The 15,714-nt window shown below is 46.1% G+C and carries 16 protein-coding genes; 7 read left to right on the top strand and 9 right to left on the bottom strand.

The annotated features are described in order from the left end of the window. Nucleotides 1-10: 10 nt before the first annotated feature. The 3 genes from B8V81_RS01050 to B8V81_RS01040 are packed head-to-tail and all read right to left on the bottom strand — an operon-like array spanning nt 11 to nt 5,672. Nucleotides 11-1,861 (bottom strand): site-specific DNA-methyltransferase, encoded by a 1,851-nt coding sequence (locus tag B8V81_RS01050; protein ID WP_101807469.1) that lies wholly within the window; start codon nt 1,859-1,861, stop codon nt 11-13. 23 nt (nt 1,862-1,884) lie between these two features. Next, on the bottom strand, nt 1,885-2,541 hold the full coding sequence (locus B8V81_RS01045; protein ID WP_244912686.1) for a DUF4391 domain-containing protein: 657 nt from the start codon (nt 2,539-2,541) through the stop codon (nt 1,885-1,887). Continuing rightward, nucleotides 2,538-5,672, bottom strand: coding sequence for a helicase-related protein (locus tag B8V81_RS01040; protein WP_244912685.1), 3,135 nt, complete (start codon nt 5,670-5,672; stop codon nt 2,538-2,540). The genes B8V81_RS01045 and B8V81_RS01040 overlap by 4 nt, the downstream gene beginning before the upstream one ends. A 286-nt stretch (nt 5,673-5,958) precedes the next feature. Here B8V81_RS01040 and B8V81_RS01035 point away from each other — a divergent pair, with 286 nt between their 5' ends. From B8V81_RS01035 to B8V81_RS24645, 4 genes are all read left to right on the top strand, one after another. Further along, the gene (locus B8V81_RS01035; protein ID WP_101807466.1) at nt 5,959-6,138 is read left to right on the top strand and encodes a hypothetical protein; all 180 of its coding nucleotides are present in this window, start codon (nt 5,959-5,961) and stop codon (nt 6,136-6,138) included. A gap of 129 nt (nt 6,139-6,267) precedes the next feature. Then, the gene (locus tag B8V81_RS01030) at nt 6,268-6,447 is read left to right on the top strand and encodes a hypothetical protein (protein ID WP_101807465.1); all 180 of its coding nucleotides are present in this window, start codon (nt 6,268-6,270) and stop codon (nt 6,445-6,447) included. A gap of 118 nt (nt 6,448-6,565) precedes the next feature. Next, nucleotides 6,566-7,186, top strand: coding sequence for a RadC family protein (radC, locus tag B8V81_RS01025; RefSeq protein ID WP_101807684.1), 621 nt, complete (start codon nt 6,566-6,568; stop codon nt 7,184-7,186). Between the two features lie 101 nt (nt 7,187-7,287). Then, nucleotides 7,288-7,860 carry a hypothetical protein gene (locus B8V81_RS24645; RefSeq protein WP_146000428.1) on the top strand — a complete coding sequence of 191 codons (573 nt, stop codon included), beginning with the start codon at nt 7,288-7,290 and terminating at the stop codon, nt 7,858-7,860. A gap of 539 nt (nt 7,861-8,399) precedes the next feature. Here B8V81_RS24645 and B8V81_RS01015 read toward each other — a convergent pair. Together B8V81_RS01015 and B8V81_RS01010 are read right to left on the bottom strand one after the other, a co-directional pair. Then, nucleotides 8,400-9,461 carry a hypothetical protein gene (locus B8V81_RS01015; protein ID WP_101807463.1) on the bottom strand — a complete coding sequence of 354 codons (1,062 nt, stop codon included), beginning with the start codon at nt 9,459-9,461 and terminating at the stop codon, nt 8,400-8,402. A 68-nt stretch (nt 9,462-9,529) separates the two neighbouring features. Further along, a complete protein-coding gene (locus B8V81_RS01010; RefSeq protein WP_101807462.1) occupies nt 9,530-9,712 on the bottom strand; it encodes a hypothetical protein in 183 nt (60 codons plus the stop codon). Nucleotides 9,713-9,821: 109 nt separating this feature from the next. On the opposite strand from B8V81_RS01010, the gene B8V81_RS01005 reads away from it, so the two are divergent. Next, nucleotides 9,822-10,481, top strand: coding sequence for a helix-turn-helix transcriptional regulator (locus tag B8V81_RS01005; protein ID WP_101807461.1), 660 nt, complete (start codon nt 9,822-9,824; stop codon nt 10,479-10,481). Beyond that, on the top strand, nt 10,478-12,232 hold the full coding sequence (locus B8V81_RS01000; protein WP_101807460.1) for a recombinase family protein: 1,755 nt from the start codon (nt 10,478-10,480) through the stop codon (nt 12,230-12,232). Before B8V81_RS01005 ends, B8V81_RS01000 begins: the two co-directional genes overlap by 4 nt. 24 nt (nt 12,233-12,256) lie before the next feature. On the opposite strand, the gene B8V81_RS00995 is transcribed toward B8V81_RS01000, so the two are convergent. From B8V81_RS00995 to B8V81_RS00985, 4 genes are all read right to left on the bottom strand, one after another. Then, nucleotides 12,257-13,273, bottom strand: a complete 1,017-nt coding sequence (locus tag B8V81_RS00995) for a caspase family protein (RefSeq protein ID WP_244912684.1) — start codon at nt 13,271-13,273, stop codon at nt 12,257-12,259. Continuing rightward, a complete protein-coding gene (locus B8V81_RS00990; protein ID WP_101807458.1) occupies nt 13,209-13,619 on the bottom strand; it encodes a TIR domain-containing protein in 411 nt (136 codons plus the stop codon). The genes B8V81_RS00995 and B8V81_RS00990 overlap by 65 nt, the downstream gene beginning before the upstream one ends. 250 nt (nt 13,620-13,869) lie before the next feature. Continuing rightward, nucleotides 13,870-14,499: a DUF6338 family protein gene (locus B8V81_RS25480; protein WP_219623298.1), complete on the bottom strand. Its 630-nt coding sequence runs from the start codon at nt 14,497-14,499 to the stop codon at nt 13,870-13,872. Further along, nucleotides 14,496-15,104, bottom strand: a complete 609-nt coding sequence (locus B8V81_RS00985; protein WP_101807457.1) for a restriction endonuclease — start codon at nt 15,102-15,104, stop codon at nt 14,496-14,498. Before B8V81_RS00985 ends, B8V81_RS25480 begins: the two co-directional genes overlap by 4 nt. 110 nt (nt 15,105-15,214) lie before the next feature. On the opposite strand from B8V81_RS00985, the gene B8V81_RS00980 reads away from it, so the two are divergent. Further along, the gene (locus B8V81_RS00980) at nt 15,215-15,673 is read left to right on the top strand and encodes a hypothetical protein (protein ID WP_101807456.1); all 459 of its coding nucleotides are present in this window, start codon (nt 15,215-15,217) and stop codon (nt 15,671-15,673) included. Nucleotides 15,674-15,714 lie beyond the last annotated feature (41 nt).

Genomic DNA, 15,714 nt, shown 5'->3' with positions numbered 1-15,714 from the left:
CTCACCTTCCTTACAGCACTTGAATTTCTGTGCTTGGGGAGAGTAGCTTGAACAGTTCTTCAACATTGATGCGAGCAGAATCATCCCGGAACGAACTGTCACGGAATACAACGCGAAGCGGTTGATCTTCTGCGATCTTCTTAATAACCGCCTCGGACACCTCATCATCAAAGCATGCGATCAAGGAATTGCCTGCAACGTAATGAACGGTCTTCCCGTCAACTACTCTGGATTCCATAGGCAAAGAAAGCTCCAGCCCGAATTCTAGCATCACTTGAATAAGTAAGTCCTCACCTGTACGGTCTTCTTTAATGTTGGTACCTACATCTTCAAGGTTCAATTGACCAAGCTTGTCCGGCGTATAGTAGACATCTTTCATGTTGCTAGAGTCTACTCGGTATACACGGTAGCCGTAATCGGTGTCTGCTCCGGTTTCTTCTTTGATTTTTTGGGCTGCTAAACGGATGCGACTTTTACCAATATCACAAATGGTTTTATAACCTTCTTTATACGTTTGGGAATCTTCGTCAATTGCTACAGGATATTGAACCATTATATACTTTCGGTTACCTCCATCGTCTGCATTAATTTGCATCACAGCATCAGCAGTAGTCGCGGAGCCCGAAAAGAAATCCATAACAATTTCTTCCTTGCCCGTTAGTACAGTTAAGAATATATTTAACAACTCTTTGGGTTTTACAGTATCAAAACCATGGTTATTACCAAGCAAATTATTCAGGTAGGTTTTCCCCGATTCTGAACTGCCCGTTTTATCCTCATTTAAGAAAGTGTACAAAGGATCGTGTTCAGCTTCCTCTTCATCTTCGTAGTATTTTCTAAAAGGAGTTCCGTTTTTAAATTCAATGTAACCATCATCGAACAAACTTTGTATAAAACTTTCCCCTCCCTGCCATCTTTGGCCTTCAGGGGGAGTGTATCCGTTTATCTCAAATCTCATAGTAGCTCTTTCATTACCGCCTCTATTTGACTTCAGAATAGTTGTTAGTCTGTACTTGCCCTTAGCATCAGTATGAGGATATGATCTTTCATCTCCGGAATACGTGGGGAGGAACTTTACATTGTCAGCATTCTTGGAGTACATGTAGATATACTCTGAGCAACGTTGTGGCTTGAATTTCGAATCTCCTACATTAATAGGCTTTCTTCTTGATTTCCAAACAAAGGTGGCTAGTAAATTAGTACTTCCAAAAACCTCATCAGCTATTTTTCTAAGATTGTGCATCTCATTATCATCAATGCTTATCAGTATTACTCCGTCTTCTCTAAGCAGATTCCTAGCCACTTTCAACCTCGCATACATCATAGTTAGCCAATCACTATGAAACCTTCCATTAGACTCGGTATTTTGAAAGAGGCGATTACCCGATTCATCAATTTGTCCAGATTCCTCCATGTACTCATCTGTCGGTTCTCTAAAGTCATCCTTATAAACAAAATCCCTTCCGGTGTTGTACGGAGGATCGATGTAGATCAACTTAATTTTGTTTAAATAGGATTCTTGCAACAACTTCAGCACTTCAAGATTGTCACCTTCGATATAAAGATTCTGAGTACTATCCCAATCTAAACTCTCCCCTTTTACCGGTCGCAGAGTCATATCAATTGGTGTATTAGCTGTTAGGATAGCCTCTTTCTTGCCCGGCCACATCAATTGATACCGTTCTTTCTCCGCTTCAACAAGGTAGCCGGATAGCTCCTGTCTCAACAAGTCAAAATCAATCGCACGCTTGATCTTTCCTTGTTCATCTCTTGCTTCTGTAATTACGTTGGGAAACAGTTCCGCAATCTTGTCGATATTGACCTGAGTCAGATCGGTTGATTTCATCTTTAGATGGTTCATGTTATGGTTAGACCTCCCGTTACTTAGTTGAGAAGTTGATTCAATTCTTTGCGTTTCCGTTGCAGTTCTATATTTAATTCGACCTTACGATTAAACTGCTTTTCGCCACGAATCTTAGCTTCTAGCCGCTGGCATTCTTGGGTCAGCTTATCTATGCTTGCTTGCCGCTCCAGAACGGCTGTAAGCTCCATTTCCGACTTCGAGTTAATCGGCAGCAGTTGACGGATGATGTTCTCGTATACGGCCTTTAAATCAAGTCCTTGAATGATGTCCAGCTTCAATTCTTCTACAGGCTGCCATTCCGATTCGTGATACGAACGTACAACGGAGCGGTTATCATCGGTCTGATTCCGCTCCTTGTAGGCGATTGCGAGTTTTGCCTGATCTTCGTATACAATGACGTGCAGTATGGGGTAAGGGATCGCCTTGTCGATGCTCCGCAACAAATCAAGTGAGTAAGTTCGCTCTTTCAAGTGAACCTCAAACACCTGAACTTCCTCAATGTCATCTTTCGGTTCGAGGCGAATCGTCTCTTTGGATAGTTTGTGCTTCCAGATGATCGACTCGACTTGCTCGGTAAACAGTTCCTTTAGATGTTGATTGGCGTGAAGCTTCTCATAGAACTTATTTTTCGGTATTTTGCGATTCACAAGTGTGCTTGATGGTAGCTTGAGCATCATTCACTCACCTGCCGGATGACAACAAAGGTAATGAGTTCAAAATCTTCAAGACCTTTGACGGAATCGATTAAAGCAGTTGTGCCTCCCGAACTGAACAAGCTATCCAGATCGCCTTCTTCCTTCACCTGTACAATAGAGCGGATCGCTTCCTCAAGCAGCATGGAATAGGCATCCATCTTCCTGCCGTCTTTCGTCGCTTGATTGAAGCTGCGACATGCCTCCAAGACAGGTTCAGATTGTCCTCGGCACAGGGCACGCAGAACATCGAGTGTCTTCTTGACATCCATATGATTGGTGACGACTTCGCCATCGTCACTCAAGTAAACCAGATAAAAGGGATGCAGACGATTCTGCTTGTCCGGGTTCAATTCTTCATTCACATTCCGAAGAACGAATATGACGCCGGGCTGCACTCCCTTATCTTCATCAGCAGAAACAACGGCATGCAGTCCGCTTGGAACGGTATCGAGTTCGCCATTCTCTTTGACGTAGTTCACCAAATCCATGCGGAAGTCATTAAGACCTAAATCCGTTATGGATACGCCAGTATTCATGTCATCCAGATCGACAACTTCCTTCTGCAAGCGATTAAGCTGCTGCTTCCGGTATTCCAGATCACTGGACTGATTAAACAGGACGTTGTCGTCGCCGGTTGCCGTCATATCCATGATGATCATGCGATTCTCGACCCGTTCTTTCAACTGAATATATTCATCCAGCGTCATGTTGGGCCAGAAGTTCACGAGCTGAATGGATTTGTTTTGAGAGCCGATCCGATCAACTCGGCCAAATCGCTGAATGATTCGTACCGGATTCCAGTGAATATCATAATTAATGAGAAAATCGCAGTCCTGCAAGTTTTGCCCCTCGGAGATGCAATCGGACGCAATAAGCAGATCGATTTCGCCATCAACATTAGGCATGGTCAGCTTCTTCTCCTTGGATCGCGGCGAGAAGCAGGTGAGCAATGTACTGATGTCATTCCGAAGTCCTGCGGTATTCTTGTTCTCATCGCTGCCGACAATTTTGGCGGTATCGATGTTGTACTTCGACTTCATATACGCAGACAGATGGTTGTACAAATACGCCGCGGTATCCGTAAATGCACTGAAGATGATCACTTTACGATTGCCCGGATTGATTGGCTGTCTGATTTTATCATCGATGACTTGTTTCAAGGCATTCAGTTTTTCGTCATGTTCGGGCGATACCTTTTGCATCTCTTCGTGAAGAGCAGATAGAATTTGGTGATCGCTCATCAAATCTTCTTTCCATCGAAGCACGTCCATATCGGATAGATTGATCTTGATGGTATCCCCGATGGTAAAATCATCGTCCAACCAATCGTCATCATCGAGACTGGCATCTTCAATCTCGGTGTATTCAACCGCATCTGACTTTCCGCTTCGCTCATAAGCCTCAATTCTCTCCAATGTCTGACCGAGCTTGGAGATCATCTTGGACAGCGTGAGCCGGAAAGATTCCACAGAACTCTCCAACCGTTTGAGCAAGTTGATCCGCATCAGGAGCTGCAAGCTGCCTTCCCGGTCCATTTGCTTGAAGCTCCCGCTTCCGCCTTTTACACTCGTATCGTACATCTCTTCATACAGTCGCAAGCGGCTCGGTTGTATGTACTTGAACGGAGCATAAATGCCGAGGTTGATTCTGGACAACTCCATAAAAATATCATTATAGCCGATGACATCCGTTCTGTCTGTCAGGTTGCAGAACTTGGATAAAGGCGGCAATCGCTTAGGGAATTCACCGATCTCCTCCGCTTTGTAATACTTCTGAATATGCTTGCGGGAGCGAGCGATGGTCAGACTGTCCAGCAGCTCGAAGAAATCAAAGTCAAGCATTCCCAGCAGTATCTCTGTCGTCCGTTCAGCGGCATCCAGCTTAGACCACTGATTGAAGGCAGACTGGGCCCGTTTGAAGATGTCGTTGATGCCCCGCTCCGTGCCCAGCTTATTGTTGATCTCCTCGGGATTTCCCTCATAGGCAAGAGCAAGCTGGTTGCGAAGATCCATGAACTTGTTATTTACCGGGGTTGCCGACAACATCAGTACTTTTGTCTTAACACCGCTCTTGAGCACTTTCCGCATCAACTTCTGATATCGGGTCTCTTTGTCCTTCTTCGCTTCGTTATTGCGGAAGTTGTGCGATTCGTCGATGACGAGCAGATCATAGTTGCCCCAGTTCAATCTGTCGAGCGGAATGTCATTGGACTTGCCTCTCTCACGAGAAATGTCCGTATGGTAGAGCACGTCGTATCGCAGACGGTCGGCATACAGGATGTTGTTGGTCACGTTCTGTTTATACGTGAGCCAGTTATCGCCAAGTTTCTTCGGACATAGCAACAAGACCGACTTGTTGCGAAGTTCGTAATACTTGATAATGCCAAGAGCGGTAAATGTTTTCCCGAGGCCGACGCTGTCTGCAAGGATGCAGCCATTGTATTTCTCTAGCTTGTTGATGGCACCGAGCACTGCATCTTTCTGAAAGTGATAGAGCCGCTTCCAGATTTCCGTTTCTTTGAAGCCTGTTGCTTCGTTCGGCAGTATATCTTCCGTAATATCTGACAAGAACTCGTTGAAGATATTGTAGAGAATAACGTAGTAGATGAACTCCGGCGAGTTCTCTTTATAAACGGATGAAATGTGCTCGGCCACCTGATTCGTCACATCTTCAAGTTTGCTCTTGTCGTTCCAGACTTGATTGAACAAATCGAAATACGTTTTGGTAAACGGAACCTCATTGAATTTGTTCACCATCTTGGATAAAGCGTTGCCTTTCTCGTATCCAAGATCGACCGTCGTAAAGCCATCGATTGGCATGTATGTGATGGCATCGTCAGATGTCTGCAAATTCAATATTCCTTGCATTGCACCTGAAGTGCGATTCGACTTGAAAGTAACTTTCTTACGAATCCAATCGCTGCATTCTTTTGCAATCGCTTTGAGGTTCATTTCATTTTTTAGCCGGATTTCAAACTCGGAACCATATAGGCTCTTCTCCCGGTTCAACTTCGGAATGTAAAACTCCCGCTTCTCTTTCTTAATGCTATCCGCAATAAAGGTAGGCGAAGTGAAGATAAATCGCACTTCTTCCACCTGATTCAGCTCTTTCATTAACGCTTCATAGGCGTAGATCGAAAAGCAGGATGCTGCGATCGACAGCCGCGAACCTTTTCGTATCGATTGTTTAAGGTCATCGCCGAGCAGATGGGCACTTCAGTATGGCTGGCCGCGTTCTTTCAACCTACTGCCGCCGGACCTATGGCGTGGATGAAGAAACCGCCGCTCGCTGGACTGTTGCCTACTTTCAACGCGAATTTCCCCAGCAACTGCAACGTCACTGGAAACAACTGGCGGAGGCATGAGGATGTATGAATTTGGAGGAAAGGAGACTGGGGAGATGACTTATGAATCATTCAAGCGTAACAGTCAAAAGGAATACCTCGGATTCTGCGAACGAAAAGGATACATCTACTCTGTGCCACTGGATGCAGGGAAATTTGCTGTTGTCGCACTTCGCAATGGGCAGGTCACGGTACTGATTACTTATGCCGCTCAGACATCCCCGATCTTTAAATAAACGACGGAGCGTCGGAATCCAAATAAGTGATTAAGAGCAGGAAAGTCAGTTCATACGGTCATTGCAGATAGCCGTGCTGTTGTATCGACAGGAAGGTTATTTTCGCTGCCTTGAAGGGAGGTTAGACACATGGAGAACATGCAGGAACTGCTGGCCAGAAAAAAAGGGGTGGTGGCAGCAATGCAGATGATGGATCGAAACGCCCACTTTGATTCGGAGGAAGGTAGGGTGTATGCCCAGACGCTGGTCAAGCTGGTCACGATTGAAATGCAGATTGAAGCTCAAGAAAAAGAAAAAATCGCCCGCTAATAGAGACGGAACGATCAAGAAAAAAGTGTTGTCATCATCATAATTCAAATTCATCTATCACGCAACTGGAGGAGCCACCGCGGCTTCTCCTTTTTGCATTTCTATGGAGGTCAACCACATGAATGTATATGAAATGCCGTCAATCAAAACGCTGTTTACCGAGGCACTTGCCGAAAAGCCGGACTCCTATGTCGTGGATCAAATCTTTTCCCGTTTCCCGTCGCTGACCGATCTGATGAATGTCACGGAGCAGGAGCTGACCGCCATTAAGGGTATCGGCAAAGTGAAAGCACGCCAAATCGTCGCCGCTCTACAACTCGCACGGAGATTGAATGCACCCGTTTACAGTCATCCGCATGTGATCCGCTCCCCCAAGGATGCCGCCGATTTGCTGATTCCTGAAATGCGGTATCTGCAACAAGAGCATTTCGTTGTTCTGTTTCTGAACACCAAGAATCATGTCATTGGCCAACCGGAGACGATCTCGAAGGGTTCACTCAATGCAGCCATCGTGCATCCACGCGAAGTTTTCCGGGCCGCCATCAAACGTTCCGCAGCATCAATCGTAGTTTCGCACAACCATCCGAGCGGCGACTGCACACCATCACATGAAGACATTCAACTTACGGCTCGTCTGGTCGAAGCTGGGGATGTTACCGGCATCGAAGTACTCGATCATATCATCGTAGGCGGAGACCAATTCATCAGTCTCAAGGAACGTGGACTTATGACTTCGTAACAAACAACGGACAGTGAATTTAACTCCATTCGCAGCGGCTCTCTATAATAGCTAGCCGCTGTGTCCCTAGACCATCAAATTCACATTGGAGGAATATACGCATGAACAATCATCAGCATCAATTCCAGTTACCCGCATCAACGAACGGAAGCAAGGTCGAACTTCATCCGCATCCGGCGGTTTCCATTACGACTGTTGTCGTGCTGCAACATACAACATTCCCGGACGCTTCGAGGAGGCTCGTATGTGAATCGGAATGCCGGAATGAACCATTTGAAATCGTGGTGTTGAAGGATGTTCCATTCAGCGGGCTGCGGGTCAAATTTAGGTTCATCCGGGAAACAATCGAGCAATTGAGCGGCTGGAAGGTGTATCTGTTCAAAATGTACAGCCCCGGATCAGCCAGCGGAGGAATGTTCGCTGATCGGCGGATGAAGGAATTGTACATCGATGCGGATTTATTGCGGATGCCTCTTCGGGCAATAGCCAAACTGATTGGCAACTTGCCTGATCTGCTGTCCGCATTATCAGAACGTGTGAAATCGGCTGTAGATGGATTGTACAAACCGGGAAGGATAAAAGGCCTTTCGAGTAAATCAACAAGCCTCTGTGGAGCTCACCGTAAGCGAGAATGGCCTTTGCTTCCCAGCACATTACGTTTTTTCTGCGGATGAACTCTTCGTTCAGGTATCGATCAACGACAATGAGGTTTATCTGCGGTTCGACAACGGTTGGAGAATGTTCTTTCAAACGCATCTGTCGTTGCCGTTCTACGCCTATAAAACCCCCATTGAGGTCAGGAGTCAAGGATACACCATCCCGTTGCCGCTTGATGTTTGCTATGATCTGAAGCGTGATCCGCAGGAGCTACGTTTTATGGTGTATGCGGATTAAGGTCTGCTTATATCCTGCATCAGCAACCGGAAAGGCGGCTCGCTTCGCTCGCCGATTAAAGACCACCCTCTCCGCTCCCTGAGGGAGAACGTAAAGGGTTCCCACCCTTTACAATCCCGTCACTCGCCGTACGGCGTTCCTCAGCTAACGCTGAGGACACGAAGGAGTGTCGTCTCTAGGCACCGCTCAGTCAAGGGTAAAGGCTTCGCCCCTTCGGCCCTTGACTGGCTTCATGCGACTCTCTAACGTGTCATTGTGCAATGCGAATTGATGGAGAGATTGGGCCGCTCGCTTCGCTCGCGGCCCCCCACAAAACATGTCATCTTATTACGTCGGTAAGATAGTTCTGTCGCAGCTTGTATTTCTCTTTGCCGACATACGGTTCTAAATGGGTTCCCGTAAAAAGCAGATTTATCGGATCAATACGCACCGTTTTGTAAGTCAATGTGTCTTTCCCGCTCCAGCCCGCTTTGAGTACCGGGAATATTCTCTTCATCAAATGCAAGTGTGGCGACATGGAGAGCCATTGGTCGAGTTCCTTTTTAAACAACGCACCGACATCAACAAGGGGATGCCGGAATGCTTCATGCAGTTTCAACTTCCGTTTCTCTTCCTTGGTTAATGTCATGTAGGCTTCCTGAAATGTTCCGTACTTGTTGATGCGTCGCATAATCTTGTCTCTGCCGCTGAACTTATTAATATCAACGATGACTACGTGTCTCAAAGCGTCAGCCTGTTCATCCAGCAGGAATCGCGACAGAGTTGGCCTTGCGTGCTTGTTCCGCCTTTTCCTGCGTTTCTCAAGGCGAATCCACTCTTCGCCATCACTGTATTGTTCCTTCGCCTTATCGTAGACGATGACCTGCTGGCTCTTTTTACTACCGAACATAAACGTCTGGTCAAGATCATTGTAGTTTCGCGGTTTCATCTTCTGATAGCCGACGTAGATACGCTTCGCAAACTCCTTCGAGGTCAGAAACCGGAGCCAATCCTGCTTATCGTCGTTGTGAGCGACATGTGCATCGAGATGACTGCCGATAACGAAGTCGATCAATGCAAGTACATCATCGGGTGAGAGTTGGTGCTTCCAAGGATTCAACATGATGGATGTCGTTGGGGCCTCCGGGTTGGCCTGCATCCACTGTACGCTGAACAAGTCATGCACCAGCCTGTATCGGTAAAAGGTTTCATCATCGTCCGTCTCGAATCTCGCGGGCCGAATCAGGTCAACGAACGCTTGTGTTGGCGGCTCGTCTGAACAAAGGATCAGCTTGTCGTAAGGACAGTCAAAGTGCTTCATCTTGCTGGCGGATTGAATGCTTTGAATGATCGGCACGGTGTTCAACAACTCCGCTGCCCTTTGCTTATTGTACAGAAACATACGGTTTCACCCCAAATATCGAGAGGGCCTGAAGCCTTACGTAGCAAGGGATTAAGCCCTCTCGGTTGTCATTCTTGTACACCTGTTGTTAGAGATCCATCTTCTGCTTCCGATGGGTGATCCAACATGCGATTTAAGGCCAGAGCAAGCTGTTCAATAAAGTCTTGCTCTTTCCTTCGTTTGTCGTGAACGATCTCAAACACATCGTCCATCTCGTTCAGGTCAATGCCAATATCGAGGATAAAGTCCATAGCAACCTCCTTTATTTATATATAGGTTTTTATAATTATATATTTGCAAACCATCATAGCAGAGTTTATAATCACTGTAAACCTGCTTGTACAGAAAGGATGATCATCTATGCCAAGGCGGATTCTCACTCGCGAAGAGTTTGAAAATTTGAAGATGAGCGATTTGGGGGAGCGATTAAAGTTCTTCAGAAAGGAAGCTGGAAAGCTTCACTCCAACAAATCATTTACAACGACGGCAATGAGTGAACGCGTCGGTGTCAGTCACCAGACAATCATCTCTATCGAACGCGGGGATTCCAAGAAACCTGCATATCAACTTATTTTCAGAATCACACAGGACTTGGGAATACCATTCGACGCGTTAACAGATGAATTCTACCAAGGGGAGCCCCGATTGATAGCCATCGGGGAACCAACCGAACTCGCTCCTGCCTCTGCTGAGGAAAGTCCGCTGTCTTATATCGGTGCCATCGTCTATCAGGCGTTCACAGACGGGATGATGCGATTTATTCATGATCTCCAATCCTCTCGCCCTCTCGACAAAGAGCAATTTATCGCTTCCATGGGACGCATAATTGGAGAACTGGAGTCACTTAAATCATCTGAGGAATTGTTCAATCAACCGCATCCGGCAGTCAAAGCCAGTGCTCTGTTCAATGACATGGGCAAGTATCCAGATGCATTTCCTGTTTTCCCGCGTGCATCATGGAACGAGCATCAATCCAATTTCATTAACAAGTACGAAAACAAAGGAGAAGATGAAGTATGAGCAAGCTTAAAGCAGCTCTGTACGCCCGCGTAAGTACGGAAGAGCAAGCCAAGGAAGGGTATAGCATCGCTGCTCAAATCTCGGAAATCAGGAAGTATGCGGAGCAGAACGGCCTTGAAATTGTGGATGAATATGTGGATGAAGGTGCGAGTGGCAAAAGCATCTCAGGCCGCCCACAGATGAAACGGCTATTGAAAGATGCCAATCAGCAGAAGTTCGGCGTTGTCATCATTTATAAAATTGACCGGCTCGCACGCAAGCTGAAGGATGCTTTGGAGATTAGCGAAACGCTGGAGAGAAACAATGTCAGGCTGATCAGTCTGAATGAGAAATTCGATACGACAACGGCTTTTGGCCGGACGGCATTCCAGATGATCTGTTCGTTTGCCGAACTCGAACGCAATAACATTGTCGAGCGAGTGAAGCTTGGAATGGAGCAGCGAGCCAAGGAAGGCAAGTACAACGGAGGAAAGGTGTTGGGGTATGACAACATTGAAAAAGAGCTTGTCATCAACGAGTATGAAGCCGTCATCGTCCGCAAAATATTCGATTATGCCAATCAAGGACTTGGATTCAAAGCCATCACCCGCCGTCTGAATGAAGAAGGCTATCGCTCCAAGATGGACAAACCGTTCAATGTCTGCGGCATCAAGACGATCCTCAATAATCCCATCTACATCGGAAAGATACGTTATAACCAACTGCAAGACTGGTCTGAAAAACGCAGGAAAGGAAAGAATCCCGACTTCCTGCTTGTTGACGGAACACATGATCCGCTTATTGCATCCGAGTTATGGGAGAGTGTTCATCAGAAGCTTGGTAAGCGTTCCTACAAGCCGTCCCGCTCCCATCAGCCGTACATTCTGAGCGGATTACTCAGATGTCCTGCTTGCGGTCACGGAATGGTTCCTGCACGTTCCAAAGGTGCTGGAGGCAAATCATATCGTTACTATATCTGCGGACAATTTCACAACAAGGGTAAGACCGTTTGCCGCTCTAATATGATGCGAGCTGACGTAGCCGAACAGCAAGTGATTGATGAACTTGTAAAAGTAGCATCGCGTCCAGATATTCTGATGAAACTGGTCGATAAAATCAATGCCTTGCGATCAAATGCAGACGCTCCGGTCATGGAAGAAAAGAAAGCCCTTGTTGCCGAGTTAAATGCCAACAGCAGGAAGCTTCAGAAGCTGAAAGACAACATCCTGAGCGATCCCGAGTTGGCTGCAATATTCAAAGATGACCTGAAGGAAACACATGCTCGTCAAGAACAGCTTCAGAAACGGCTGGAGACCATCGAAGCTGAACTGGACGAACAATTTAATAGGCCTGTTGATTTCGATTCGTTGCAAAAACTGTTGACGCTGATTCAGGACGCCCTCTTGAAGATCGATGCGGATGAACAAAAGGCGTTACTGCGGCTAATGGTCGAAAATATCCGCATCACCAAGGATTCTCCAAGGCGGGTCGGACGACAGATCACCCAGATCAACTTGCACTTCGATTTTACCATCGAATCAATGCAAATGGATTCTGCCGTCCTCCTCAGTCGCCTAGCGGAAACACAAGCTCTGGATTGCGTTGCACCGCTTGAGCCGGATGTGCTCGCCAGTCTCAACGAACCTCATACCGAAAGCCTCCGGGACTTGATGAAGTCCCTTTTTATTTTACCTTTAGCGATGATACGGTTCACCGTATCATCTATAGAGCGAAATCGAAAGGCACCCATTTGGGTGCCTTTTGCGTTCTGATGAAGAGTTCGCAACACTTCACAACTACAACTTGTTCTCGTCAACCATTCTCCAGTATTGATATCCTAAAGCTGTTAGGCGGCAAGACTTAGTATTCATTGCAGCAAAGTACATAAATTCTTCCCCTACTGGTCTGACCAGTCCCACTGAAAACATCTTTTGAAGTTGTTTAAACAACAAAGCATTCGTTGGGCTATGCCCCTCCACAGTGTCCTCAAAAGACGGGTCAAGTGGATATTCATGTTCAGGGACTGGGAAAAACTCCTTAATTTTGCGGACTGTTTCTATTGGTATGGGTGGGATTACTCTTCTTAGATGTGTAAATCGAGAGACGTTTGTTTTAAATACTGGGCGCTGCTCCCAATCGCCAAGAGCACTGTCAACGTAGGAATAAATTCCGCCTGGGGTAACGAACCCTCTTAGATCGGCTGCTCCCCCGTATAGTGCATCAATAATCAAAGATGTAAATACACCGGAGCCTCCCCTCTCCATTGCATACTCCGAAGCCCTTGATGCGGTCAATACAGTTAAACCGTCTCCTAGTCTAGCAACTTCCCCGCCATCCAGTGCGGGAGATGCAAATTGACCAGAATGGCAGCAGTCCAAAATAATTACTTTTTCTCTTGCTCTTGATCTATTTGCCCAATTTAATATTTGGTCCATTGAAATACCTTCATCACCTGCACTGTGGTCTGGCGTAACAATCAACCCACCTGAAGAATTAACCAACCCATGACCAGAAAAATAAAACAATGCGACATCACTTGGTCCTTCAAACAATTGCTCAATATGCTGTCTGAGAGAGCCTCGAGTGATTGTGTCAGAAGGCTCCGTTAGGAGCCTTACACTGAAATTAGGAGAACCATCCGCATCTCTTTCAAGTACAGTTGCCATCTCAACTGCATCTTTAACGCATCCTTTTAGAGGAGATGTTGGATAGTTATTAATACCAACTATCAAAGCTTTTCTCAAAATATCACCCCAACTCTTTGATAGCTGTAATAACAGAATTACTATTCCATTTAACAATCCTGTCTGCATTCTCTTTTACGATCTTTGAGGTTCTTTCTGATCCCCACGGCTCAATTGCAATAATTGGCTTCACTCTAGCAAACCCATTCTTGGCGATTTCAATCTCCTTGTTAATCCATTTGCTATATGTCGCATATACACCGGCAAGGATTATTACAACATGAGCGTAACTCATCTGGACTCTTATTGCTTCATATAGCTGCCTATCGTTACTCGCATTATGTATTGGACTACTTTGAGGCACTGAGTAGTCTTTGTGTGCAAATCCACTTGTCTGTAACAACTGCATAAGCTTTAAATAAGCATCCGAGTATGCCCATGAGTGGCTGGTAAACAGGTTATAGGTTTTTGACATACTATCTCCTTGTTGTTTCTGAATTTATTTATTTTTACAAAGGACACCCTTTTGGGTGTCCTTGCGAGTCAGTGTATATAGGAAAGCATTGAGTCATTACTTTTTAGGGGAGATAACGCTGGATCCTCCACTAGGTGGGTTCTTACCTCCACTCGAAGAATTTTGTGGGGGCTGATACCCTTTCTGTTCTTGCACTGGTTGATATCCAAAATTTCCGTTAGGTCTCTGGGGTGGTGTAGGGTGTTGTTCTTTACTCATCGTTACTCACCTCCTTATCATCCGAGAAAAACTCAATCCACTTAATCTGGTTCGCTGGAATCCATATGCCTTCTGTATTTTTTCGTTTTATCCAAGCGCCATCTTCATCCATTTGAAAGACTGATTCAAGAAACAAATCTCGTTCTCCCGCGATAGATGATGAAAATGATTGTGACCCATACCAACCGAGTACCTGCGATCCATCATTTAGAGTAACAATTGCCCAGGAACCTGATAGATTGCTCATTTTGTAATCCCAAGCCGTAGGTATTGGATGAAATGCACTTTTGCTTACTTTAAACATCATTTTTCTCAACCATTTTTGTTGTACTAACCAAGAAAAGAACATTCCCAACAAAATGGGACTGAGCAAAACCACGCCAGCCATAAGGGCGAACCACCTCAAAGTATGGTGGATAGAGTAATCTATTTTCGCCAAGTAATAAAAGAGGGGAGACCATAGAGCATAATTTAGGCAACTAAAGAATAAGTATCGCAAAATGGCTGTTTGAAGTTGGCTTTCCCTTGTGGGTACAAATATACTAAAGACCCAAAACATCAAATACCCCGGTACCAAGAAAGCGAAAGTATAATATACCGCGTCAAAGCTGCTCAAAGTCATTGCTTCTCTCTCACTTCCATTCTAACCTTTCTCTTTTTAGCTGGAGCCCACTTCCCCCATCTTTGTAGCTTCTCTCCGACTAACCCACCATGCCAATACTCCACTCGAAATTGCTCTGCTTCCTTTTTCGCAGGCCCCGTCAGGTCCGACGTGGTAACAAGCAAAGTCAGCATGCAATTGTGATTCCGCTTGGCAGCAACAAGTTCTCGAACAGTCTGAACGGGAACCATGTTGTGATCGGCATAGCATTTTGCCTGTACTGCCGTCCTCTCGCCACGCTTGTCCACGATAACTAAATCCACTCCACCGTCATTTCCGCCGATTCCGACTTCGTGAACGACGTAGCCCAGATCTCGAAAGTATAGTGCAAGCAGTCGCTCAAACTCAGTACCATTAAGATCATCGAGTGGCCTGGACAGAATGACCTCATCTGGTCGACAGGATTTCGAACTCCGGTTAAATTTCTGCTGTGTTGATACCGATCGCCGCTTGTTTGCGTTGGCAGGACGTCGAGTTCTGCCCTTTTTCTTCTTCTGAGGCTGCAATAAGCCTGCGATAACACCTAGCGCTACAACTGCAAGTAGAAACAATATGATTTCCTTCATAAGATACCTCGCTCTAGTTGTTCTCTATCCATCTTACTATGTTTGGGTATATTTTCCTACCCGTGATTTCTTTCGCTAAAATTAATCGGATAACCAAAAGGAGAATCAATATGGCTCAATTTCAAACCGTTATATTATCAACGCTCAGGAACAGATTCGAAATTAATGACCTCCAAGGTGCCTACCAGCAAAATGTATGGATAATGGCGCTAGCAATCATTCCTTACATTGAGAGACACGCTATGCCCCTGCCTGGAGATGAGGAACCGCCAACCCACACCATGCGCCTCGTGCTTCGCACTACCGACGAGGCAGGGACCAACGTCTACGTGGATGGAACAGACATTTATATAAGGATAGACAGCGCCACCAAGACAGCAGAATTCGTATGGGAGGACCTCTGGGCAGAGGGTCCTCCCATTTTTCATGGCGGCACCGTCCCCGACGCGCTCCGCTGGGTCCATGAGCTCGCCGAGCCATTCTATGTCCAGTTAAAAGACCCATTTCTGACACCCGAACGGCAGATTGCTCTGAACGGCCACGACGAGGACTACACGGAACCGGCATAGGAACAGCGAAACGAAGTCAACGCAACCAAACGCCTGACTGA

Origin of the sequence: Paenibacillus pasadenensis (genome assembly GCF_002864175.1) — a bacterium.
GTDB lineage: Bacteria > Bacillota > Bacilli > Paenibacillales > Paenibacillaceae > Paenibacillus_O > Paenibacillus_O pasadenensis.
Note: the sequence above shows the minus strand (reverse complement) of the source record. Positions and strands in the feature narration are given on the sequence as shown.

Coding starts and splice junctions, on each gene's coding strand:
- B8V81_RS01050 (WP_101807469.1), bottom strand. CDS start 1,861: ATGAACCATCTAAAGATGAAATCAACCGATCTGACTCAGGTCAATATC.
- B8V81_RS01045 (WP_244912686.1), bottom strand. CDS start 2,541: ATGATGCTCAAGCTACCATCAAGCACACTTGTGAATCGCAAAATACCG.
- B8V81_RS01040 (WP_244912685.1), bottom strand. CDS start 5,672: ATGAAAGAGCTGAATCAGGTGGAAGAAGTGCGATTTATCTTCACTTCG.
- B8V81_RS01035 (WP_101807466.1), top strand. CDS start 5,959: ATGACTTATGAATCATTCAAGCGTAACAGTCAAAAGGAATACCTCGGA.
- B8V81_RS01030 (WP_101807465.1), top strand. CDS start 6,268: ATGGAGAACATGCAGGAACTGCTGGCCAGAAAAAAAGGGGTGGTGGCA.
- radC (WP_101807684.1), top strand. CDS start 6,566: ATGAATGTATATGAAATGCCGTCAATCAAAACGCTGTTTACCGAGGCA.
- B8V81_RS24645 (WP_146000428.1), top strand. CDS start 7,288: ATGAACAATCATCAGCATCAATTCCAGTTACCCGCATCAACGAACGGA.
- B8V81_RS01015 (WP_101807463.1), bottom strand. CDS start 9,461: ATGTTTCTGTACAATAAGCAAAGGGCAGCGGAGTTGTTGAACACCGTG.
- B8V81_RS01010 (WP_101807462.1), bottom strand. CDS start 9,712: ATGGACTTTATCCTCGATATTGGCATTGACCTGAACGAGATGGACGAT.
- B8V81_RS01005 (WP_101807461.1), top strand. CDS start 9,822: ATGCCAAGGCGGATTCTCACTCGCGAAGAGTTTGAAAATTTGAAGATG.
- B8V81_RS01000 (WP_101807460.1), top strand. CDS start 10,478: ATGAGCAAGCTTAAAGCAGCTCTGTACGCCCGCGTAAGTACGGAAGAG.
- B8V81_RS00995 (WP_244912684.1), bottom strand. CDS start 13,273: ATGCAGACAGGATTGTTAAATGGAATAGTAATTCTGTTATTACAGCTA.
- B8V81_RS00990 (WP_101807458.1), bottom strand. CDS start 13,619: ATGTCAAAAACCTATAACCTGTTTACCAGCCACTCATGGGCATACTCG.
- B8V81_RS25480 (WP_219623298.1), bottom strand. CDS start 14,499: ATGACTTTGAGCAGCTTTGACGCGGTATATTATACTTTCGCTTTCTTG.
- B8V81_RS00985 (WP_101807457.1), bottom strand. CDS start 15,104: ATGAAGGAAATCATATTGTTTCTACTTGCAGTTGTAGCGCTAGGTGTT.
- B8V81_RS00980 (WP_101807456.1), top strand. CDS start 15,215: ATGGCTCAATTTCAAACCGTTATATTATCAACGCTCAGGAACAGATTC.